At 47.2% G+C, this 21,152-nt stretch carries 20 protein-coding genes and 3 pseudogenes; 20 read left to right on the top strand and 3 right to left on the bottom strand.

Features of this window, described 5'->3' with window-relative positions:
• The first annotated feature begins 476 nt into the window (after positions 1 to 476).
• From NFS35_RS19635 to NFS35_RS19595, 10 genes and pseudogenes are all read left to right on the top strand, one after another.
• Positions 477 to 2,486, top strand: coding sequence for an ABC transporter permease (locus tag NFS35_RS19635; protein WP_251208791.1), 2,010 nt, complete (start codon positions 477 to 479; stop codon positions 2,484 to 2,486).
• Between the two features lie 48 nt (positions 2,487 to 2,534).
• The gene (locus NFS35_RS19630) at positions 2,535 to 3,344 is read left to right on the top strand and encodes an N-acetylmuramoyl-L-alanine amidase family protein (protein ID WP_251208790.1); all 810 of its coding nucleotides are present in this window, start codon (positions 2,535 to 2,537) and stop codon (positions 3,342 to 3,344) included.
• A gap of 547 nt (positions 3,345 to 3,891) precedes the next feature.
• Positions 3,892 to 4,161: an NAD(P)/FAD-dependent oxidoreductase gene (locus NFS35_RS19625; RefSeq protein ID WP_330640372.1), complete on the top strand. Its 270-nt coding sequence runs from the start codon at positions 3,892 to 3,894 to the stop codon at positions 4,159 to 4,161.
• 90 nt (positions 4,162 to 4,251) lie between these two features.
• Positions 4,252 to 4,941: a response regulator transcription factor gene (locus NFS35_RS19620; protein WP_251208789.1), complete on the top strand. Its 690-nt coding sequence runs from the start codon at positions 4,252 to 4,254 to the stop codon at positions 4,939 to 4,941.
• Positions 4,907 to 6,352 (top strand): sensor histidine kinase, encoded by a 1,446-nt coding sequence (locus tag NFS35_RS19615; RefSeq protein WP_251208788.1) that lies wholly within the window; start codon positions 4,907 to 4,909, stop codon positions 6,350 to 6,352. Before NFS35_RS19620 ends, NFS35_RS19615 begins: the two co-directional genes overlap by 35 nt.
• Positions 6,353 to 6,465: 113 nt before the next feature.
• Positions 6,466 to 7,221, top strand: coding sequence for a hypothetical protein (locus NFS35_RS19610; protein WP_251208787.1), 756 nt, complete (start codon positions 6,466 to 6,468; stop codon positions 7,219 to 7,221).
• Positions 7,222 to 7,634: 413 nt separating this feature from the next.
• Positions 7,635 to 7,856, top strand: a pseudogene (locus NFS35_RS29730) (N-acetylmuramoyl-L-alanine amidase); the annotation flags it as partial.
• Between the two features lie 113 nt (positions 7,857 to 7,969).
• On the top strand, positions 7,970 to 8,098 hold the full coding sequence (locus NFS35_RS29090) for a hypothetical protein (RefSeq protein WP_275564714.1): 129 nt from the start codon (positions 7,970 to 7,972) through the stop codon (positions 8,096 to 8,098).
• Positions 8,099 to 8,227: 129 nt separating this feature from the next.
• Complete coding sequence (locus tag NFS35_RS19600) at positions 8,228 to 8,434, top strand: hypothetical protein (RefSeq protein ID WP_251208786.1); 207 nt, start codon at positions 8,228 to 8,230, stop codon at positions 8,432 to 8,434.
• Positions 8,421 to 9,035, top strand: a complete 615-nt coding sequence (locus tag NFS35_RS19595) for a GNAT family acetyltransferase (RefSeq protein ID WP_251208785.1) — start codon at positions 8,421 to 8,423, stop codon at positions 9,033 to 9,035. Before NFS35_RS19600 ends, NFS35_RS19595 begins: the two co-directional genes overlap by 14 nt.
• Positions 9,036 to 9,235: 200 nt before the next feature.
• On the opposite strand, the gene NFS35_RS19590 is transcribed toward NFS35_RS19595, so the two are convergent.
• Entirely contained in the window at positions 9,236 to 9,835 is a 600-nt protein-coding gene (locus NFS35_RS19590; RefSeq protein WP_251208794.1) for an HDOD domain-containing protein, read from the bottom strand.
• 132 nt (positions 9,836 to 9,967) lie between these two features.
• Here NFS35_RS19590 and NFS35_RS29945 point away from each other — a divergent pair.
• The 6 genes and pseudogenes from NFS35_RS29945 to NFS35_RS29390 all read left to right on the top strand — a co-directional run.
• Positions 9,968 to 10,120: pseudogene (locus tag NFS35_RS29945) on the top strand (single-stranded DNA-binding protein); the annotation flags it as partial.
• Between the two features lie 171 nt (positions 10,121 to 10,291).
• Positions 10,292 to 10,978: a response regulator transcription factor gene (locus NFS35_RS19585; protein ID WP_251208784.1), complete on the top strand. Its 687-nt coding sequence runs from the start codon at positions 10,292 to 10,294 to the stop codon at positions 10,976 to 10,978.
• A complete protein-coding gene (locus NFS35_RS19580; RefSeq protein WP_251208783.1) occupies positions 10,968 to 12,176 on the top strand; it encodes a sensor histidine kinase in 1,209 nt (402 codons plus the stop codon). Before NFS35_RS19585 ends, NFS35_RS19580 begins: the two co-directional genes overlap by 11 nt.
• Positions 12,177 to 12,260: 84 nt before the next feature.
• Complete coding sequence (locus NFS35_RS19575) at positions 12,261 to 12,938, top strand: ABC transporter ATP-binding protein (RefSeq protein ID WP_251208782.1); 678 nt, start codon at positions 12,261 to 12,263, stop codon at positions 12,936 to 12,938.
• A gap of 40 nt (positions 12,939 to 12,978) precedes the next feature.
• Complete coding sequence (locus tag NFS35_RS19570; protein WP_251208781.1) at positions 12,979 to 15,585, top strand: ABC transporter permease; 2,607 nt, start codon at positions 12,979 to 12,981, stop codon at positions 15,583 to 15,585.
• A 40-nt stretch (positions 15,586 to 15,625) separates the two neighbouring features.
• Positions 15,626 to 15,844 carry a hypothetical protein gene (locus NFS35_RS29390; RefSeq protein ID WP_330640369.1) on the top strand — a complete coding sequence of 73 codons (219 nt, stop codon included), beginning with the start codon at positions 15,626 to 15,628 and terminating at the stop codon, positions 15,842 to 15,844.
• Here the strand turns inward: NFS35_RS29390 and NFS35_RS29940 are convergent.
• Positions 15,811 to 15,891: pseudogene (locus NFS35_RS29940) on the bottom strand (nuclease); the annotation flags it as partial. The gene NFS35_RS29390 and the pseudogene NFS35_RS29940 overlap by 34 nt on opposite strands.
• Before the next feature lie 810 nt (positions 15,892 to 16,701).
• On the opposite strand from NFS35_RS29940, the gene NFS35_RS19555 reads away from it, so the two are divergent.
• The 3 genes from NFS35_RS19555 to NFS35_RS19545 all read left to right on the top strand — a co-directional run bounded on the left by NFS35_RS19555 (position 16,702) and on the right by NFS35_RS19545 (position 20,175).
• On the top strand, positions 16,702 to 17,307 hold the full coding sequence (locus tag NFS35_RS19555; protein WP_251208779.1) for a hypothetical protein: 606 nt from the start codon (positions 16,702 to 16,704) through the stop codon (positions 17,305 to 17,307).
• Positions 17,308 to 18,363: 1,056 nt separating this feature from the next.
• Entirely contained in the window at positions 18,364 to 19,899 is a 1,536-nt protein-coding gene (locus tag NFS35_RS19550; protein WP_251208793.1) for an ABC-F family ATP-binding cassette domain-containing protein, read from the top strand.
• An 84-nt stretch (positions 19,900 to 19,983) separates the two neighbouring features.
• Positions 19,984 to 20,175 (top strand): MerR family transcriptional regulator, encoded by a 192-nt coding sequence (locus NFS35_RS19545; protein ID WP_251208778.1) that lies wholly within the window; start codon positions 19,984 to 19,986, stop codon positions 20,173 to 20,175.
• Positions 20,176 to 20,272: 97 nt separating this feature from the next.
• On the opposite strand, the gene NFS35_RS19540 is transcribed toward NFS35_RS19545, so the two are convergent.
• Entirely contained in the window at positions 20,273 to 20,659 is a 387-nt protein-coding gene (locus NFS35_RS19540; protein WP_251208777.1) for a hypothetical protein, read from the bottom strand.
• Between the two features lie 31 nt (positions 20,660 to 20,690).
• Here NFS35_RS19540 and NFS35_RS19535 point away from each other — a divergent pair, with 31 nt between their 5' ends.
• Positions 20,691 to 21,041, top strand: a complete 351-nt coding sequence (locus NFS35_RS19535) for a hypothetical protein (RefSeq protein WP_251208776.1) — start codon at positions 20,691 to 20,693, stop codon at positions 21,039 to 21,041.
• The last annotated feature ends 111 nt before the right edge of the window (positions 21,042 to 21,152 follow it).

Genomic DNA, 21,152 nt, shown 5'->3' with positions numbered 1-21,152 from the left:
GGGCCTCCGGCAGGCACCGCCGGGAGCTGAGTCCAGCCATGACAGGAAAGGCTGGGGGACATGAGGGACAGGCTGGGCGAAACGTCCACCGCAAGGTGCCAGCCGGGGGCCATGCAGGTCAGTAAGACTTATGACAAAGAATGAGCCAGTAGTCGGCAGGAATATTTTCCATAGGGCAGGACCCTGTAAAGGAGCTGAGCTGACACCCTGGTTATGGACAGGCGGAACGAAGGAAGTTAGGACCCGCGAGACGGTGATCCTGGTAGACACGGGAGGTTCGCTGCCGTAGAAGGAGGGGTATACACAAGGCCATGTAGAGCGAAAACAAAGACGTTCTACTTCGTGTACCCTACACCATCTATTTTCGTACCAGATACAGAGAAATGTCCATCTCCTTGGCTCATTCATCTGAGATATGAAACTTAAAATTCCTTGATTTTTTAAGGAAAATCACTTGACATTATAGGGAGGATAAAATGTCTGGATTTATGTATGAAGTAAAAAAGATTATGCTCTGGCAAAGGGGGCTGTTCTATATTGCCCTTGTCCTGCTCCTTGGCACGGTCTGGCTTGCCCTGTCCGACAACCCCGCAGACATAGCGATGGAGCAGTATAAAAAGGAATATGAATGGTATCTGGAAAAGGTAAACGGATACTGCACCGAGGAATCTTCCCTTTATCTGGAGCAGGAGGCGGAGAGGATTGCGGAAGCGAAGGAGAGGCAGAACAGCCTTTTGGAGAACTACTATGACGGGAAGATCGGTGAAAGTGAATATAAAAAGGAGAGCCGGGAAATAGAGAAGGTTCTGGAGCGTCAAAATGGATTTGAGGTTATCTATCGGCAGTATCTCTATATCTGCGAAAACCCGGGGAACCGCTGTTTTCTCCAGACAAACGGATGGATGGGGCTTCTTGGCAAGGGTACGCTTAATTTCATTCTCTTCCTTGGCATTTTGCTGATTGTTACGCCTGTTTTCTGTTCTGAGTACAGCTGCCAGATGGACACCCTGATCCTGACCGCAAGGGAGGGGCGAAAAAGCGCTCTGTATAAGCTGCTCATTATTACCACAGTTGTCCTTTTCCTGTCGCTTTGCATTTCGCTTATGGAATACGGATTTTACAGGTTCAAATACGGACTGCCGGATGGGGATTATCCGATTCAGAGCATTCGTTACTTTGCAGGCAGCAGCAAGGGGATGTCCCTGCTGGAGGGATATGTATCTATAGGGCTGCTCCGGATGTTTGGCGGTATGTTTCTTGCCATACTCCTGATGTTCATTTCCGTTTTGGCAAAAAAGTATGCGGTCACCCTGCTGGCTGGTGCGGTGTCCGTGATGATTCCCTATATAGGCTTATCGAAGACCAGCATTTACCGTCTGCCGCTGCCGCTGCCGTTTCTGCTTGGAACAGACTTTTTTGCAGGGGATATTGTTATGAGCGATGCCCTGACGGGTGATGAGAAAATTATTTTTGCGGAGGTCGGCACGGTTACGCTATTGCCCCTGCTCTCTGTATCCGTGCTTTTGTGTGCTTTGGCCGTTGTCTGGATTTTACGGCGCAATTCTAACAGTTGGCTGATGAAATCAGGGCAAAAGAAGCGTGGGGCGGCTTTCGTTGTCATGTTTGGCCTGGCATTGGCAGTGACGGGATGTTCAGGCCGTGGAAAAACGGGAAGCGTTGTCTATAATTCATCGGCAGTCTATGACTGTATGGGTTATGAAATCATATGGGATGAAGAGAATTTTGAGTATTTTCTCAGAAATACTTCCACGGGGGAAACATATCCTTTCGCACGTTCCCCTGTGTTTGGGGTATTTTCTGATGACGAAGAAATACGTGCGTTTTATGTGTGCCCGCCATATCTGTATTACACCACATCGGTTATGGAAAGCTATGTCAACCGGGTGGGAAACTATAACAGCAATATAACGAAAGTGTCGGTTGTAGAGCTGAATCTGGATACCTTTGCGGAAAAAACAATCTTTGAGCAGATGACGAATTCCGGGCGTTCTCTTTTGGGCATTGACTATGAAACGGGGGATAAATGGAAGTTCCTGGATTTTCACCAGGCTTTTTTCCTGAATGACGACAATCTGTTTTTCATTGGCAACGATGGCATAACAAAAGTAAACCGGTATACCGGAAAAACTGTAAAGCTGGACATTCCTGTAAACGGAAATATTTCATTCGACGGGGAAAGCATCTTTTACAAAAATGAACAGGGGGTTTTAACAAGATATGACGTTTCCGATAATGAAACTTACACTTATGAAAATATAGTTGCATATGATTTCTGCATGGATGAGCAGTCAATCTATTATGTCTCCAGGACGGACGGCGGAGACTTGTATTCCTGCGGCAAGGATGGGAATAACAAGAAATTGATCAGTCATATACCTGCAATGTCTGTTACCTGTGATACGGGAAATATTTATGTGTTATCAAAAGAAAGCGGTGAGGAAATCGTTTTACCAAAAAGCCATTGATTCCCGCGGGGGTATTGACTTATTCCAGATTGAGGAACAAATGCGGCAATGAACAGGAAACAATACGGAAAGAGGAAAAGACTCAGGAAGAGAAAGATTAAGCGGCTTATGATTGCGTATCTGCTGAGGGCGATCGTCATACTGATACCGATTATAATGATGATACTTATGGTTTGCGGATGTCTTTACATATACGAGAGATTTACAAAGGAAGATGAAAAGGTAAATAAATACACGGATATATACACAGATAGAAACGCAGGCAACGATGCTGCTCCTGTTGCTTCAACAGAGAATAACGCCCCGGGGTTTTGTGTTGTCGTGGATGCGGGGCATGGAGGAATTGACGGAGGTACTGTCAGCGGCAAGGCAGTAGAAAAGGATATTAACCTTTCGGTTGCATGGAAGCTGAAAGCTATTCTGGAGAATGACAATATAGAAGTTATTCTGACCAGAAGCTCCGATGAAAATATAAGCCTTCCAGATCGTACTTCTGTTGCAAATGACTCCAATGCGGATTTCTTTATCAGTCTTCATTGCAATTACTATGAGGAAGATGCCCGGATAGCAGGCTTGGAATGTTATTACGACAATTCAAATGCGACAGAAAGCAAAAGATATGCAGAAAGCATCATCGATGCAGTTTCGCTAAGCGAGGATATTGAAACGAGGCACGCGAAAACAGAGGGCTATTATGTTTTGCGAAACACGCAAATGCCCGCTGTCTTGGTAGAAATGGGATTCCTCTCAAATTATTCTGAGAGTCAAAAGCTGTTGGATGACGATTATCAGGAAAGTTTGGCACAGAGAATTGCAGAAGGAATCTCCAATGAAATAAAGAGAGCAGAGAATCTGTGAAGAACAATAAAAAAGGCGATAGCGCCAAAATTGAGATAAAGCTGTTGCTTTGAAAAGCGCTTAACGAAAAAAGAATTGAACAGGGGCGAGGATTAGATTCTGGGTGACGGAAGAAGCTGAATGGTACTGACACTTAAAAAATCCTACTATAAATTTCACTTGTGAGTTAAAAGCATCAGCATTTCGCGGTCGCCATCTTTCAGTATGATATTTCCGTAAAGTCTTAAATGCACAAGTGGCAAGAGGACAGCGTATGTACATTGATGAAGCGGCAGCGGATATACTCATCCAATGGCCCCTGCTTTCCATTCCCGAAAAATAGTCGTTTAGTGCCAGCGGGTGAAAAACAGAAAATTTTTATGGTATAATTCAGAGGATGCTTTTGCTTTAGCAGGAACGGCTTTCTGCCGAAGTAATAGAAAACAGCAGAGAGGATGATATACGGATGTATGATGTGATAGTGGTCGGAGCGGGGCCTGCGGGATGCACGGTTGCCTAGGCTTTAGCGGAAAAAGACTATAAGGTTCTCTTGGTGGAGAAGTTCAAAATGCCAAGGTATAAGTCCTGTTCGGGCGTTCTGATAAAGAAATCAATGGAACTTGTGAAAAGTTATTTCGGGGAGGATGTGCCGGAATCTGCCATGTGTACCCCGACAGAGAACAGGGGCATGATATTCACAAATGATACAGGGAAAGAATACCGCTTCGAGCAGGAGGGGCTGAATGTATGGCGCAGTCATTTTGACGAGTGCCTTGCGGGGAAAGCAAAGGAGAGCGGCGTGGAGGTCATGGCCGGCACGTTCAAGGAAATGGAATGACAGAGGCGATGGTTTTATATAACTTAGGCAAACTACACACAAACTACAAAAAAGTATGGTATGATGGTTAAAGAGTGTGGAGGTGATACCATGCAGAGGATTTTAATTGTTGAAGATGATATGGATATTCAGGAACTTCTGCAGGAATTTTTGCAGGAGGCAGGATATAAGGCCGATATTGCAGGTGATGGCGTGGCAGCTGTGGATATGTTTGCGAAGAATCTTTATGACCTGATTCTGCTGGACATCCTGCTGCCTAAAATAGATGGGTTCACTGTCTGCGAACTGATCCGGAAACAGTCACAGGTTCCCATTATTATGCTGACGGCCCTGGGCAGTGAAGGAGACCAGATTAAAGGGCTGGACCTGCAGGCCGACGACTATGTAACAAAACCCTTTTCCATGCCGGTGCTGCTGCGAAAAATAGCGGCTGTCCTGCGGCGGACCGGAAACCGGGAGGATGGCGAAAGTGCATTGCTCCATTACAAAGGGCTTACTTTGGATATGGATGGTTACCGGATTTACGCCGGGGATGTGGAATATGACCTGACACAAAGGGAATTTGAGGTATTGAAAGAGCTGCTGTTGAATCAGGGGAAGGTGCTTTCACGGCAGCATTTCCTGAACAAACTGTGGAAGTACGATTTTTACGGGGATGAGAGGGTGGTTGACACGCATATCAAAAATCTCCGTAAAAAGCTGGACATTGACTACATAGAGACAATCCGGGGAGTTGGATATAAAATTGAAAAAGAGGGGAAAGAAAAGCCTGTTTATTAAAATATTTGCCGTAACCTGCCTGCTGATGGTGATAAGCTGCCTGGCCACCTACTGCTTTATCGCATGGCTGGTTCCAGAATCATACAGCACAGATCTGGATGCAGCACTGGATAAGGAAGTGAATGCATTCATTTCAGAACTGGAGTTTACTGCGGGAGAGGAAAGTGGGATTCTGTTTGACGAATTTCTGCTGAACAATGATGTGCTGCTCCAGTTGTATGATGAGGACGGAAGGGAGATTGCATTGCCCTCACAGCATAACACGGATTTCCCGGGTGCGGTTCGTGACGGCATTGTTTTTGAAGGGGCGCCTTCTGCGTATGGGGTAACGCACAGCTACCTGTTTCGTTTCAGCGATTCCGGGATGGTCTATACCCTGTCTGTTGCCGGAGACGCAGAGCCGGTAAATCGGCTGATGGATACCATCGGCAATATAGTCCCGCCTCTGTTGGTCATGGTGATATTCATTTCAGCCATAGGTGCAGCACTTTATTCTAGGTATGTCACAAAGCCTGTCATAGAGATCAGCAGGGTGTCAGAAAAAATGTCCGACCTTGACTTTTCATGGGATTGTACGGAAAGCCGCTCCGACGAATTAGGGATACTGGCGCACAGCCTGAATGAAATGGCCCGGAAATTGTCTTCGGCGCTCAGTGAACTGCAGGCGGCAAACAGCCGGTTGGAAGCGGACATTGAGCGGGAGCGTATGTTGGAACAGGCACAGCTTGATTTCTTTTCGGCAGTATCCCATGAACTGAAAACACCAATCACAGTCATTAAGGGGCAACTTGAAGGGATGCTGCTGAATGTGGGGAAATACAAAGAACGTGATAAATATCTTGCTCGTTCTCTTGAAGTGGTAAAAGCAATGGGAGGGATGGTGCAGGAAATCCTGACTGTTTCCCGCATCAAATCATCAGAAACTGCCTTGCAGGAGGAAATATTTGATTTTTCAGACATGATAAAAAGTGAGTATGGACTATTTGAAGATATGATTGTAGGCAAGGGGCAGGAATGGCATGAGGATATACAGAATGGGCTGATGCTCCGGGGAGACAAAGCACTCTTGGGGAAAGTGGTAAATAACCTTGTTTCCAATGCAATCCATTATTCGCCGGAAGGCAGTGATATTTTTGTTACGGCTCATTCCAGGAGCGGGAGGATACAATTTTCCATAGAGAACACGGGGGTTCATTTGCCGGAAGATGACATACCAAAACTCTTTGACGCTTTCTACCGGGTGGAACGGTCACGCAGCCGACAAACGGGTGGCAGCGGATTGGGGCTTTATATTGTAAAGATGATTCTGGAGCAGCATGGAGCGGACTATCAGATAAGGAATACCCAACAAGGCGTATGTTTTAACATTGAATTTTTATATAATCATCAGAAACTGGGTGGCGGCATATGATTTGCCTGCCGCCTTCTTTTGTGGGAAACTTCACACAAAACACATAAAGTCCACAAGGAAACTCCAAATACTTTTGATAAGATAGAACTATCAAAAAGAGAGGAGAACTTCAAATGAAATTAAAAATGATAAAAAGGATTTTATCCGCATCTGTCCTGATCAGTATATGTATGCTTACGGGCTGTGCGGGAAATGTAGCCGCAAGCGTTCAGAATGGAACTTTGCTGTCTGCAATACCTGCATATGACACTGGAATGGTAGAGGATTCGTCTGCGGCGGAAATTCCCGGCAGCGTGGACTGGTCTGTATATGAAGCATATGGGCTGTCCTATGATGAAAAGACGGGTTGCTATACCTACAATGGGAACATCGTGCGTTTCTTCAATGATTCGGCAGCAGGGGCGAGCTTTACGAATTTCTTCACGGGGACGGTGGATATTGAAGCGAAGCGTGACGCAGACAATAACCTTGTCGGTATCGAAGAATGCTCTCAGGAAGTATATGACCGTCATACGCAGAAGCAGGAGCATTTTAAGGATATGTCTATCAGTACGGAACCAAATGCAGCAATGGCAGCCGAAACAGGGAAGAGCAACGGAGAGTCGTTAAAGGAGTATGAAGAGTATGGTGTATCCTTTGACGGCGCGTATGGCCGCTGGTTTTATGGCGGTAATGAGATTAAGATACTGATTGATAGCGAAAGGGCTATTGTTTATTACACAGATGAAAAGGGAATATGTCTTTCTGTCAGCCGAGACGGAAACCATAACATCACAGAAATAGAAACCATTTCAGAAAGTGATGCACAATTACTGCTGCAGGCAAATAAGCCCACAGCTTCCGCTGATTATGCTACTGAGGAAAACTGATCATTTCGGATGCTTAAATTTCCGTAATGAGAAATTTGCTTTGATGTAAGCAAACTAAAGAAATACACAAAAGCTAACCGCCGCTATGGCAAACTGCCATATGCGGCGGTCTGTCTATTAAGGTGAAAGCCAGCCGTTTCCTGTTAAAGGATGACCTGGAACAGACGCTGTCGGAGTGCGTGGAGGACATTCTGCGTGAGGAGCGTGTGGTGGAGTTCGGCTTCGTGGAGGGGAATGTGAGCCTGCGGGTGGACGATATCATCTATATCGAGACCAGCAAGCATAAGAACGTGTTCTGCACGGCGGGGAGACATACAGCATCTATAAGAAGATGGATGAGCATCTTCAAGAAGGTCATTATTTTCAGCCTTGTGGCGGTGGGGCATATCGTAGATACGCACATCATCGGGGAAGGCTCTGCGGTCACTCTTCCGCAGAACAATTTCTGCGGCCTTGGAGTGACGCAGAGGGGCAAAACGAGGCTATCCTTTGAAACGCCCCAGCTTGGCATCCGTGCGCAGGTGCAGCACCCCAAAGCCTATGCCTCCACGGACAAACTGCGGAATGAAAGGATTGATCCCCGGTTCCGCTATGTCACGAGGGGCTGCGCTCCCTATGTGGAGTGGCTCGGACAGATACACACGATGCGCAGAAGGTCCTCCACGCCGTTTTCGATGACCCGGAGGGGACGCTCCGGGAAGCAGCGGCAATCCTCGGCCTCGGTGCGGCAGGGGTAGGGCAGACGGAAGTGCTGCGGGATAAATCCATCATAGAGGAAAAGCTGAAAAAAGAGCAGGGGCGCTACGAGACGCTCCTTGACATGCTCCAATCCCTCCTCTCTGTGGTGTCGTATCTTAACTCTGTTTTGGCGGGATAGCAAGCGGAAAATAAGTTATAAAAAATTCATAAAATGTTTTGTTGCATTAACCGATATAAGATAATAAAATAGAGATAGAAAAGTATGAATTATAGCGGAAGAACCATACTAACAAAGGAGGTGTATATCATGGCAACTTCAAGTATCACAAAGAATTTTGTCATTTCCGGCAAGGAACAGGTGGAGATGTTTGTTAATGCGATTGAAGAATCTGCCAAGAACCGTCCTGTTCATATATCTGTGGCTGCGAGAGAGATAAAGGGAGAACCTGAATTGAGGGAAATGATGCGGCTGCGGAAGATGAAAATAAAGGAGAAGGAAAATGCCAGGAAATGATAAATTCTTTTCAGTCAATATCCGTGAGTATTTGGCATTGGGGAATGATGAAGAAGCCGGAGAGCCAGCATTGGTTGAGTTGCTTTCCGGTTTTTCCAGTCCGAAGAATAAGGACGTGGAACATTTTTTGAAAAAAAGTGCCATAGAGTTCACGAAAAAGAACCAGTCTGTTACATATCTTGTAGTTTCAGCAGAGGATGTCAGATTGCTTGGATATTTTACCCTTGCATTAAAACCATTGACGGTAAGGGGTGAAACAGTGAGCAATACCATGAAAAGAAAGCTGTTGCGAATTAGTGAGTTGGATGAAAAATCGGATACCTATACCATGTCGGCATATCTGATTGCACAACTTGGGAAAAATTTCTCGGAGAGTGGCGGAACAGAAATCACGGGGGCAGAACTTCTGAAACTTGCATGGGACAAAATTAAAGAGATACAGTATTTGGGCGGAGGCATAGTAACATTCTTGGAAGCGGAAAAAGAGGAAAAGCTATTATCATTTTACCGTGATAATCGTTTCTCTCAGTTTGATACCAGACAGACCGCATCAGATGCGGACGAGTCGCATGAGCTGGTACAGCTTTTAAGGCTGCTCTGATGCGTTTTCGCCGCTAAAGTTGAGCGCCGCACAAATTGAAAAGCTGAAACCCGGCGTTTTGACAGCATCAGGAAATTGGTATTGATCGTAGTGCTCATTTGAAGCAATCAAAATTCCCTTGTGCGGGCAATCTGCTCTAACGTATCGCTGTCCGCAGTTTCCAAAAAATCGCTTGCCTCGTAATACGCAATATCCCTCCCTTAACGAAAGCTGTTTTCCACAACGCCCGGAAGCAAAGTATAAATAGAACAGCCAATCTGTTCTTCAAACAGTTCTTTAATCTCTAAAATTTTTTTCCACCTGTCTATTGTCGCCGGATGGACGCCGTACCGTATTGTCACGTCCACAAATCTCTTTTCCAAAAGGCAGAATCCCGTAGGCATAGCCAATGCGTCACATAGCTGTACCAGACGGTCATAATCATCATATACCGCATTTACAACAAAATTTTTCATAAACAGGTAATCCTCATCACTGACATCAAACACTCCGATAGAAGTATCAATATCCTGTATCATAAATGCATGGGATATACATATTTGTGCAGCTTTTCCCCACCCGCGCTCCATACAGTAACGATAGCCGTCTATCAAATGCCTTTCCGAACTCACTCCGGCATAACGTCCAATATCATGTAACAGCCCGAAAAGATACGCCTGTTCAGAAGATAAATCCTTACAGTGTGAAGCAATATTTTTACAGGCTTTGGCTACATACCAGGAATGGGCTACCCATGCCCCCGGATTGGACTGCGCAGCTTCCTTTAATGCCATTTCCGCGGTCTGAATGTTTAGCTCCATTTTAACTCCTTTCACCTGTATATCTGCGGTTTTGTCTGTTTTATTCATTATACTGGAATAGCTCTGTGATTGTCAATCAATATAGCGTGTTCTGTAACATCAAAAGAGAGGGAAGAGACGATGAAAGACAAGGCGGTAAACCGTCCCTATGGAAAATCCGACTAGATTCCTTGCATCGTATGGGGAAGGGATGCAATACGGGCCTCCAGACTGGGTGTAGGTTGTGAGGTAAATGTCACGGGAAGGATACAGAGCGATACTAAGGAATTGTCTACAAATAACTGATGCAAGTTTATAGCCGTTTTCGTTGTATTTCTGGGCTTTCTCCTAAACAAGTTGCATCAGTTATTTTCCGACAATTCCTAAGAATTAAAAAATATTCCTGAAACAGAAGTTGAAGATAAAGGCGTACAGTGGCATAATAAAAACCATACTCCCAAAGAAAGGGGAATTTGTATGGATAAAATTCTGGTGGTTGAAGATAACGCGGAACTGTCTGATACCCTCTGCCGCAGCCTGCAGGCGGAGGGCTTCACGCCGTATGCCGCATCAAGTCTCGCGCAGGCCCGGAAATACCTGGACAGCGGGATTGATTTATGCCTGCTGGATATAAACCTGCCGGATGGCAACGGATTTGCTTTCTGCCGCAGCTTAAGTGAAAATACAGCCATTCCCGTCATTCTGCTGACGGTGTGTGACGGGGCGCGGGACATGGTGCAGGGGCTGTCCATCGGGGCGGATGACTATGTGACGAAGCCTTTCCGCATGGATGTCCTTGTGTCAAGGATGCGGGCCCTGCTGCGCAGGGTGAGGAACCGCAGGCCGGAGGACGGAAGCCTCTACTGCGGGGATGTCTGCATCAATAAAAAGACATCCAAAGTCTATAAAAAAGACTGCCCGGTAGAACTGACGCCGAATGAGTACCAGCTCCTCCTCCTGCTTCTGGAACATAAGAACCAGACCATAACCCGTGAGCAGATTTTGGAAAAGCTGTGGGATGTGGACGGCAATTATGTCAATGACAATACGCTTACCACGCTGGTAAAGCGCCTGCGGCAGAAGGTGGAGGAGCATCCGCAGATGCCGAAGATGCTCCTGACCGTCCGGGGATTTGGGTATAAGGCGGTGGACTATGAGGGATAAAAAGAAGGGGAACAGGATTTTTATATGCGGGATTGCGCTTTCCGTCTGCCTGTGCGTTCTGGCAGGCGGTGTTACCCTACATCTGTCAGAAACGTTCATCAGAAGCGGTATTGCGGATATGGCCGGGGCTGTGGGGATTGCTGCACCGGAACAGCTTGGCGATATCATGCATCTATACAAGTCCGGCGATGGCCTGAGGGCTGCGGGGGAAGAAATCTTAGGGCAGTACGGTTATGGGAGGGATGCATATTCTTTTGTCCCGGCATGGTTTGGGGCAGCGGCATATGCCATCCCTTTCTGTATCATATCGGTGATGCTGTTTTCTTTTGGGCTTTGCTGGAGGCGCAAGAGGAAGGAGGCAGAGAAGCGGACAGAGGCGCTTTCCGGCTATCTGGACAGGATTATGGAAGGGCAGTACGACACCCTGATGAAAGATGATACCGGTTCCGCGCTGGAGGACAGCATCTATAAAGCGGTGGTGCTTCTCCGGGAAGAACGGGAGCAGGCGCAGAGGGCAAAGGAGAACCTTGCGGACAACATCGCCGATCTGTCCCACCAGTTAAAGACCCCAGCGGCATCCATAGGGCTTACCCTTTCGCTGCTGAAAAAGAAAGCGTGGGATGAAGAGACAAAACAGGACATCATACGGATGGAAGGACAGGTCGGCCACCTCCAGCGCCTGGTCGGCTCCATGCTCACCCTGTCAAGGCTGGACGCGGGCGTGCTGAAGCTGGAAGAAAAAGAGTTTGACCTGGAGGAGATGCTGGTGGATGCAGTCCAGCCCTTTGTCCGGCAGATGGAAGAAAAGGGGATATGCTTTGGGATACAGGGCGCTGACGGGATTTCGCTTTCCGGGGATTTCGGATGGTGCAGCGAGGCGTTCGGCAATATCATCAAAAACTGCGTGGAGCATACGCCGGAGCGGGGAGATATCAGCATTGTCTGCCGGGACAATCCTATCTATACGGAAATCGTTATTCAGGACAGCGGCGGGGGATTTGACGAAGCAGACCTTCCCCGCCTGTTTGAGAGGTTTTACCGGGGCGCAGGCTCTTCCAAAGACAGTGCAGGAATCGGGCTTTCCCTGGCAAAATCCATCATTGAGAAAGAAAACGGGACGGTCACGGCAGAAAATACAGAGACAGGGGGCGCAGGATTCTATATTAAATTTTACCATTGTCACCAAATTAGCACATAAGGGCGGTAACATGAAAAGAAGTTCATGTAGAAGAACGCAAAGACGGCGTTCTTCCGGAATCCGGAGAAATGAGAGGTGCTGTTTATGGATATTTTAAGGACCGAGGGGCTGACCAGGCAGTATGGGACGGGGCAGACAATGGTGACGGCTTTAGACCATGTGGACCTGCAGGTGGAAAGGGGGCAGTTCGTTGCCATCATCGGGGCGTCCGGCTCCGGCAAGTCAACGCTGCTCCATCTGCTGGGAGGCGTTGACCGCCCTGACGGCGGGAAGATATTTGTGGAAGATGTGGACATAGCGACATTTGGGGAGGAACGGCTGGCGCAGTACCGCAGGCGCAAGGTGGGGCTTATCTACCAGTTTTACAACCTTATCCCCACGCTCAGTGTGAAGAAGAACATCTGTCTGCCCATGCTCCTGGATAATAAGGAGCCGGGTAAGGAACGGTTTGACGATATCGTAAGGACACTAGGGCTGGGTGACAGGCTGGAACACCTGCCGGGGCAGCTTTCCGGGGGACAGCAGCAGAGGGCGGCAATCGGGCGCGCCCTGATCTACCAGCCCGCGATCCTGCTGGCGGACGAGCCGACAGGGAACCTTGACCGGAAGAATACGGAGGAAATCGTCTCCCTGCTGAAACTGTCCAACCGCCAGTATAAACAGACCATCCTGCTGGTCACCCATGATGAGAATGTGGCACTGGAAGCAGACCGCATCATCAAGATAGAGGATGGGAAGATTGTCTCGGATAAGGCGGTGTAATTGCATGGAGGCCCGCAGTGGCGGGCAGGGAGGTATAGCCATGAACATCATACGGGAATACAGCTTAGACCAGGTGCGTAAAAACCGCCGCACCTCAGTTTCCATTATTGTGGCGGTTCTGATCGCTTCCACTTTATTATGTACATTATTTGTTTTTGCACAGAGTTTCTGGAACCAGATGGTGCAGCAGGAAATTTATATTGGAGGTGATTGGGATGCGGAGCTTATGGATGTCCCGGCAGACAGGCTTGGCATGGTGAGGGACAATGCGGGTGTAAAAGCCATGTTTGTAAAAGGGGACAACCAGACCGCGTTCCTGCCGGAAGGGACGGCGCTTCCCCGCCTGCTGATACAGAACTGTGACAGCGGCTATTGGGATGCCATGTATGAGAAGAATATGCTCCTGCGGGGGCGTGTCCCGCAGGCTTCCGGCGAGGTGGCGGTCAGCAAGGAGTTCTTCCTGCAGAACCCGGCATATGGCATTGGCGACACGCTCGCCGTGGAAATGGTCAGCAATGTGCGGACGCACATGGAAGAAAACCGGCAGAAGGATGCGGCCAGCCTGACCATTGTGGGGGAACTGGATGTGTCCGTTTCCTCCGGCTATGAAGGATACCTCGCCTATGGCTTTATGGAGCCGGAAGCGCTTTCGCCGGAAAGGGAGGTGGCGGTCTATCTCCAGATGGAGCGGAGGGGGAAAGTATATACGGCAGTCCCGCAGATTGCGGAGGCAATAGGGCTTCCAAAGGATGAATACGGGGACTACCCGTGCCGCTACCATGCCGCGCTGCTTGCATGGCATGGAGTATATGCGCCTGGGAGTTTTTTCCGGAGTGATGTGCCGAAGCTGTTCCTGGGGCTTGTGCTTGCGGCAGGCGCATCGATGGCGGTATTTGCCTATATCATAAGGGGCGCTTTCGGGATTTCGGCGAAACAGAAGATCCATCAGCTCGGCATCCTGGAATCTGTAGGGGCGGGGCCGAAGCAGATAGGAAGGACGGTCATTTATGAGGCGTGCATCCTCTCGGTTATCCCGATCCTGCTTTCGATGATTCTGGGATACTTTTTTTCCTTCGGTGTCCTGTCGGTCTATTCCGGTATGATCAGTGAGGTGTTCGGGAGCCGGATGGAGGTTTCCTTTTCACCGGCAGCGGCGCTCATGGCGGCAGTGCTTTCCTTTGTTACGGTCCTGTTTGCCGCACACGGGCCGGCGAGACAGATGTCAAAGGTTCTGCCCATAGAGGCAGTGCGCGGGGAGCAGTACAGCATTGCAATGTGGGGACGCACATCGAAGAAAGCAAAGAGCCATCCCATATTGGCAAAACATTTCGGATTCCTTGGGGAGATAGCGGCAAACTCGGTAAATGCGGGGAAAAAACTGTACCATACCTGCATGGTGACGCTTTCCCTGTGTATGCTCCTTGCCTTTGGGTTCCTTGCAGTCTTTACGGCTTCCGATATCAGCAATGCGCAGGCGGAGAATATGAATCATTTTGATGTGAATATCACGCTGGGGACGGGGGAGCGGATAGACGGTGCGCTCCTTGCGGAACTGAAAGCCATGCCGGGCGTGCAGGAAACATCTGTTTATGCAAGGGCGAAATGCGCTGTCTGGCTTTCCGGGAGTGACCAGGCGGCAGAATTCCTGCAGGCGGGAGGCTTTGATGCCGCAGACGGCTATATCGTGGAGCGGGACGGGCGTTACCGTGTAACCTGTGTGCTGGTGGGGATGGAGCAGGATGCCTATGAAAGCGTTCTGCGGGAAGCGGGCATGGAAGCTTTACCGGAATCTTCCGCCATCATTGTAAACAGTGTGGCAAAGAACCCCGGTGCAAGGGATTATGAGGCAATGCAGGAAACAGTCCCTTATCTGAATCTCCGGCAGGGGCAGAGGGTGGAGCTGACAGAGAAGTATTCGGATGATGCTCAGGGTGACTATGAGTTTGTCGTGGATGTTGCGGCAGTGATTCCGTCAATGCCGGAGATCGGGCTTGATCCTTCGTTTTATACGCTGCCTGTTATCGTGCCCATGGAGGAGTATTATGCCATCATCGGGAATTTCAGTGATGAGATGGAGGTTTATAATTACAGGAACTATGTAAATTACGCTGTGCCGGATGGAATGGATGAAGAAATCCAGGGCGAGGCGGAAAGGATATGCGGCGCCTATCTGGGCAGCAGCGATTTTATGACTTCCAGTAAGACGGAGCGGATGAGGGACCGCGGGAGGATGACAGGGGCGGCAATGTTTGTCGTGTGCAGCCTTGCGGTGCTGTTCGGGGTTGTGGGCATTTCCTCGGTGCTTTCAGCAATCCTGAACAGTTTAGGGCAGAGGCGGAAGGAATTTGCCATACTCCGCTCGGTAGGCGTGGATGAAAAGGGAATCCGGCGGCTGCTTGGGATGGAAGGGTTTCTGCTGTCGGTCAAGCCGATACTGATTGGGCTTCCAATGCTTATCATTGTATGTGTTGCACAGTGTTATATGATGGGGGTGTCCGTCATGGAATTCCTATACGCATTCCCGGTGTGGGCGCTGATGGTGTATATTGTTCTGGTACTATTTGTAATCAACGGGATTTATATGCTGGCATCTAAGAAAATCAGGGATGATGTCATTGTAGAGGCAATCAAGGACGACACAGTATAGGAACCATTGCAGTAATAGGAAACAGCCCGGGAGGACAAGTTTGGATATGATAAACGGGCTGACCATCGGGACGGAGAGCGGTGACGATGGCACGCTCGCCCTGGCGGGCAAAGGGTACACGGCGGCTGACATACTGGAGCAGTGCCGGGAGCTAAAGCAGCAGACCGGGGCATTCTGCTGCCACTTCTGGTCAAAGCTTATGCCAAGGCTGAGCTATTACCAGAAGGCAACATTTATCATTCCCTCTTTCAATGTCTGATTTCTCATATCTTCCATAGCCCGGCACATAATCTCGATTCCCTCCCTGATTTTACAAGCCGGGATCAGACGCGTAGCGTCGCGCATTTCTGATCCCCGGCCTGTTTCTATTATCGTTTTTACATCTAATATCGTTATCTTCCATTTCCCGCTTAAGATGTTCTGTACCCTGACCATAGCCGCGCCTTGGAGCAGCGGCGATTTCATGTCGCTCATGTGAGTCCCTCCTTCAGGCAGCATACTATATCCGTTCCATCTGTTCAAGGTAATATGGGGGACGGGCGCAGGAACCTCCTGTCCTTCCGGAATGGGCTTTCTTTGCCGGGGCTACGGCCCTGCGCTTAAGCCGCTGGTATGAAAGGAACAGGTACTGCGGCAGGTGCTTTTATAAGCTTTTCGTTCCCTGCACCCCAAAAAAACAGAAAATCTGCCGATAAATTAAGTGACGGCAGAAACGTGGTGAGCGGCCTGCTGGAAGTGTTTTCTGCCATGTTCCAGGGATACTGCCCGCAGTGTTTCTTTGGGAGTTTTCCGGAAAGCAGAATACAGAACAGGAAGACAAATGCGTTGGCAGTCACAGATGTCATTGTAGCGGATGGAGACTTACTGTTTGGCTGAATAAGGAAGTGTCTACAAATAACTGCTGCAAGTTTATGGCAATTTTTATTGTATTTCCGGGCTTTTGCCTGAAGCAATTGCAGCAGTTATTTTCCGACAATTCCTAAAGCATTTGCCCAGAATTATGGAGGATAGGGAGGAAAAATGTATGGCAATTGTTTTACAGAATTTTACTTTTGGGAATAGCAGGATGTATGAAATGTTGGATAGATTAGGAAATTTACAGGGGAGGGTGAAATAATGCAGGTCAGTTCGTCCAATGGCTCATTGCAGAACAGATATTTTTCAGGGACAGGAAGCATAGGCGGTATCCATCTGCCCGACTTTAATGATAAATATGTTTTCTCCAGGAAGAGAAGCGGCATCAGTGATGAGGAATACCGGAAGCAGATCAGGGAACAGGCATATGAGGATTTTGCAAAAGGGCAGTTCCAGAACAAATCCGAAGGGTTTAACAGGCTGATGAAAAGCTACACATCGGAAGTGTCCCCGGACAGAAAGGGAATCATCACTTCCGGTCTGAAAGCTGTTTCTAAAAACAGGCAGAATGTGCTTAAGCCCATAGATTTTGTGGCGACGCTGCTGGAAGGGAAAGTGAAATATCAGAAACTGCCGTCAGGAAACAGCGATTACATAGAGTTTTACGATAAGAACGGGGAGATGGTGGCGACTTATTCCAATAATGGGTGGACGATGTATACCACCAATGCGGAGGCTTCCAGACAGACGGAAATGTGCATGATTTATAATGAGGCATGGGGAAACGCAAAGAGAGGCATTCCTCTGACGAGTGAAGAAGCAGTGAATGTGGAAAATCCGCAGAATAGTTTTGACGCAAAAGCATAGTGACTTTCAGAGCCTACAGGCAAAGCACGGAAAATCTGAAATCTTATATGCAGCGCCAGTGGAGCCTTGTCGGGGGAACGGCCGGCACGTTCAGAGAGATGGAATGACAGAGGGGATGGTTTTATATAACGAATGACTACAGAGATGAAGTCAAGGAGGCATTGAAAAAGTATGCCTATGTTCCTATAGATATCCGACTGTAGGCAGGCTGGGGAAATAGAGGTTCTCTCAAAGGACGGCCGTAACAAATATCGCACCATAAGAAACAGCCGGAAATGGTTTCGGCTGTTTTTCATGTGCGCCCGGCGGGCGCGCGTTCTAACGGGTGAAAGTCCCGAATCCGCCCGGCAGTGGGAAGGATATGGCTGAACACCAAGGTTCTCGCCGTGAGGTTCAAGAGGGCTGAGGGAAGGTGTGGGAAACCTCGGCCCCAACGTACAGAAACCATTTCAGGCTTTAAAATCACTAAAACCGCAAGATAGATGAAAAGAAGAATAGAAATTCCTGCTATAATCGTAACAAGGACAGGTATCATTACGCATAAAGACAGGATTAAGAATACGCTGTTTTTTTGTTCTGGATGAGCCTGTTTATGAAAAAGATAAGGGCTTTGGAATTGCCATTGGGAAATAGGATTTGAAAAATTGAAGATTGACATATCAACACAATTATAGTATTATGACGGAGGTGAAGTTATTCACCAAAGGAAGGGGAAGTGGCATGAATTTCTATTTGACGAACCAACCTAAGAGGAAACTGGACTCTGTACAATCCATTCCGATGAAACATTGTGCAGAGTATAGCGTATAGATAACGCATTTGGATTTCATCGGGAAATGAAACAATAGAGATACTGTATGCCAGTATGTTTATTGTTTATTTTCCGTATGCAGATTGAGCGTAAGAAAGGCTATGGACAATGTTTTGTCTGTAGCCTTTTGCCATAGGGGGCTTGGAACCATAGAGGCAGAAGGCAGTACACGGATGTGTACAGGTGCTTTCTGCTTTTTGTATTTTTGGCAGTATATTATGAAAAATGAAAGGAATGTGATTCACATGAGCTTATTGGATATTGAAGGCTTGACTCATTCTTTTGGAGAAAATCTGCTTTATAAAAATGCGGGTTTTTCATTGAATAGAGGTGAGCATATTGGAGTTGTGGGACAAAATGGAACCGGAAAAAGTACATTGATCAAAATTTGTACGGAACAGATTATGCCGGATGCCGGCCGTGTTGTCTGGCAGCCGAATATATCAGTCGGATACCTCGATCAATATGCAGAGATAGAAAAGAGCTTGACAATGCAGTCTTTTTTGAAATCAGCATTTTCAAGGCTATACCAACTTGAAAGAGAAATGACAATGGCTTATGAAAGGGCAGCTATGGGAAATATGGAGTATCTTAGCCTCGCGGCGAAGCATCAGGAGCAGCTTGAAATCCATGATTTCTATTCGATTGATACACAGATTGAACAAGTGGCTAATGGCTTGGGGTTGCTGGCAATAGGGCTGGACAGACCGATTGATAAAATGAGCGGCGGCCAAAGAGCAAAAGTGATACTGGCAAAATTACTTCTTGAGAAACCAGATGTTCTCTTGCTTGATGAGCCAACCAATTTTTTAGATCAAGAACATATTACATGGCTTTCGGATTACTTGTCAGGCTTGGATAATGCATTTATGGTAGTATCGCATGACTACGCATTTCTGGAGAAAACCGCAGACCGGATATGCGATATCGACAATGGCAGTATCACAAAGTATTATGGGACGTATTCTGAATTTCTAAGAAAGAAAACGCTTCTGAGGGAAGATTATGTGCATCGGTATTCAATCCAACAGAAGGAGATTCAGAAGACAGAGGAATTCATCCGTAAAAATATTGCCGGAAGAAAATCTAAAATGGCCAGAGGACGCAGAAAACAACTTGAGCGAATGGAGAAGATGGAGGCATTGGATCGAAAAGAGATAACGCCTTATTTCCGTTTCCCGGAAGTATCGTTCACAAATACAGAACACCTTTTAGTAAAGGACTTATCGGTAGGTTATTATCATCCGGTTTTATCTGAGGTCGATTTTACAATAAAGGGCGGACAGAAAGTAGTGATAACGGGGTTCAATGGGGTTGGGAAATCCACTTTATTGAAAACACTGGTAGGACAGATCCCATCCATGCATGGACATTACATATTTTCGGATCAGGTTACAATAGGATATTTTGAACAGGATTTGATATGGGAAGATACAGCAAGAACTCCTATACAGATTGTTTCAGACAGCTATCCTGATATGGTAATGAAGGAAGTCCGCAAAGCCCTTGCCCTGTGCGGCATTTCAAGTAAACATGCCATGCAGCCTGTTGGAACGCTAAGCGGCGGTGAGCAGGCTAAAGTAAAGATGTGTATGCTGACGCTAAAGCCGTGTAATTTTTTGATACTGGACGAGCCGACGAACCATTTGGATATTCAGGCAAAAGAGATGCTGAAAACTGCATTGGCGGAATTTGCCGGTACAGTTCTCCTTGTTTCCCATGAGGAAAATTTTTACAGGGAATGGGCGCAACGGATAATTGATATAGAAAAACGGAGTTAACCAGAAAGAGGAAGCATATCATAATATTGCTGTTGACTTGAAGCGCACTTCATAGTTTATGATAACAGGGAAAGGTGGATTTATATGTATTCAGCAAAAGAAGCAGCAGAAATGACGGGATTATCGACAGCAGCATTAAGGTATTATGAAAAGGAACAGCTATTGCCGCAGATTGCCCGGACAAGCCAGAAATACATGCAGTATTCGGATTCGGATATTGAATGGATAAAAATGGTTCAATGCCTGAGAATGGCAAATGTGCCGACTGACAAATAGGATTACGATTCTTATGATGAAATGCCACTAATCATGTAAAGACCGCCGCTATGGCGCAGTGTCATATGCGGCGGTCTGCCGTTTCCGCAGGCAGACTTCAGAAAATCGCTTGGAAGGCGGGAATTTCTGTTCCTGCGTCGTTGATATCAAGCATATAAATTTCACAAGGTGATAGTTTCATATTTTCGGTAGACAAGCTATTTGCAAGTTCAGCAGACTTATCTATGAGCATTGTTTTGACATCACCGTCTGTTATTTCAGTTTCGCTTAGTCCATTCAAGTAATTCTGCATTTCTTCTTTATAGGTCAGCAGCGCCTTATCTCTCTCTGCTACCGATACCAGTTTCGGATTGTCGATAGAGTAAGCAACATTAGACTCAACAAAACAGCTAAATTCATATACGGGTTCCCCGGCCTCGTCCAAATAGTCACAAAGTCTACTCTGTTTTGACATTGGCAGAAAGAGGGTAAATTCTTCTCCCATATGCTCGCTAGCTGTTTCTACAGGCTCTGTTTTGCAGCTGATACCAGGGTCGTTTCACTTTGCTCAAATTGGCCCTGGAGAAGTGATTCATATAGAAGGTAATCTTAAAGTAGCGTCAAAAGCAGAAAGCGGTATGATTCCGTTAGGGTTTGAATTGGAATACGAGGATGAAAAAGGAACAGTCATAGTCGGGAAAGAAGGGGTAGTTTTATCTATTGCGGAACAACCGATTACCCGATCGCCTCAAATATTATTAGAAAGCTATAATTTATCAGGTAAAGAATTAGAAGCGGGCAGTCAGGAGCAGATGGCGGCTTTTTTTAGAAACTGCAGAAAATCACAGGCTATGTATAATGTGAAATCGGGGCCGGAGAAAAAATAGAACTGCAAACTGAGGCAGCGGTGGCAGCGGATGCGGAAAGCGGCGTGATTCCATTGACTTTTGATTTTAATTATGAGGATAAAGAGGGAACGGGAATCAGCGGACAGGAGA

It is taken from the genome of Acetatifactor aquisgranensis (assembly GCF_943193215.1).
In the GTDB taxonomy this organism is placed as follows: domain Bacteria; phylum Bacillota; class Clostridia; order Lachnospirales; family Lachnospiraceae; genus Acetatifactor; species Acetatifactor aquisgranensis.
This window is presented reverse-complemented; position numbering and strand designations above follow the sequence as displayed.

Excerpts from the sequence above, each read along its gene's own strand:
- NFS35_RS19635 (WP_251208791.1), top strand. The coding sequence starts at position 477 with ATGTCTGGATTTATGTATGAAGTAAAAAAGATTATGCTCTGGCAAAGG.
- NFS35_RS19630 (WP_251208790.1), top strand. The coding sequence starts at position 2,535 with ATGAACAGGAAACAATACGGAAAGAGGAAAAGACTCAGGAAGAGAAAG.
- NFS35_RS19625 (WP_330640372.1), top strand. The coding sequence starts at position 3,892 with ATGCCAAGGTATAAGTCCTGTTCGGGCGTTCTGATAAAGAAATCAATG.
- NFS35_RS19620 (WP_251208789.1), top strand. The coding sequence starts at position 4,252 with ATGCAGAGGATTTTAATTGTTGAAGATGATATGGATATTCAGGAACTT.
- NFS35_RS19610 (WP_251208787.1), top strand. The coding sequence starts at position 6,466 with ATGAAATTAAAAATGATAAAAAGGATTTTATCCGCATCTGTCCTGATC.
- NFS35_RS19600 (WP_251208786.1), top strand. The coding sequence starts at position 8,228 with ATGGCAACTTCAAGTATCACAAAGAATTTTGTCATTTCCGGCAAGGAA.
- NFS35_RS19595 (WP_251208785.1), top strand. The coding sequence starts at position 8,421 with ATGCCAGGAAATGATAAATTCTTTTCAGTCAATATCCGTGAGTATTTG.
- NFS35_RS19590 (WP_251208794.1), bottom strand. The coding sequence starts at position 9,835 with ATGGAGCTAAACATTCAGACCGCGGAAATGGCATTAAAGGAAGCTGCG.
- NFS35_RS19585 (WP_251208784.1), top strand. The coding sequence starts at position 10,292 with ATGGATAAAATTCTGGTGGTTGAAGATAACGCGGAACTGTCTGATACC.
- NFS35_RS19580 (WP_251208783.1), top strand. The coding sequence starts at position 10,968 with ATGAGGGATAAAAAGAAGGGGAACAGGATTTTTATATGCGGGATTGCG.
- NFS35_RS19575 (WP_251208782.1), top strand. The coding sequence starts at position 12,261 with ATGGATATTTTAAGGACCGAGGGGCTGACCAGGCAGTATGGGACGGGG.
- NFS35_RS19570 (WP_251208781.1), top strand. The coding sequence starts at position 12,979 with ATGAACATCATACGGGAATACAGCTTAGACCAGGTGCGTAAAAACCGC.
- NFS35_RS19555 (WP_251208779.1), top strand. The coding sequence starts at position 16,702 with ATGCAGGTCAGTTCGTCCAATGGCTCATTGCAGAACAGATATTTTTCA.
- NFS35_RS19550 (WP_251208793.1), top strand. The coding sequence starts at position 18,364 with ATGAGCTTATTGGATATTGAAGGCTTGACTCATTCTTTTGGAGAAAAT.
- NFS35_RS19545 (WP_251208778.1), top strand. The coding sequence starts at position 19,984 with ATGTATTCAGCAAAAGAAGCAGCAGAAATGACGGGATTATCGACAGCA.
- NFS35_RS19540 (WP_251208777.1), bottom strand. The coding sequence starts at position 20,659 with ATGGGAGAAGAATTTACCCTCTTTCTGCCAATGTCAAAACAGAGTAGA.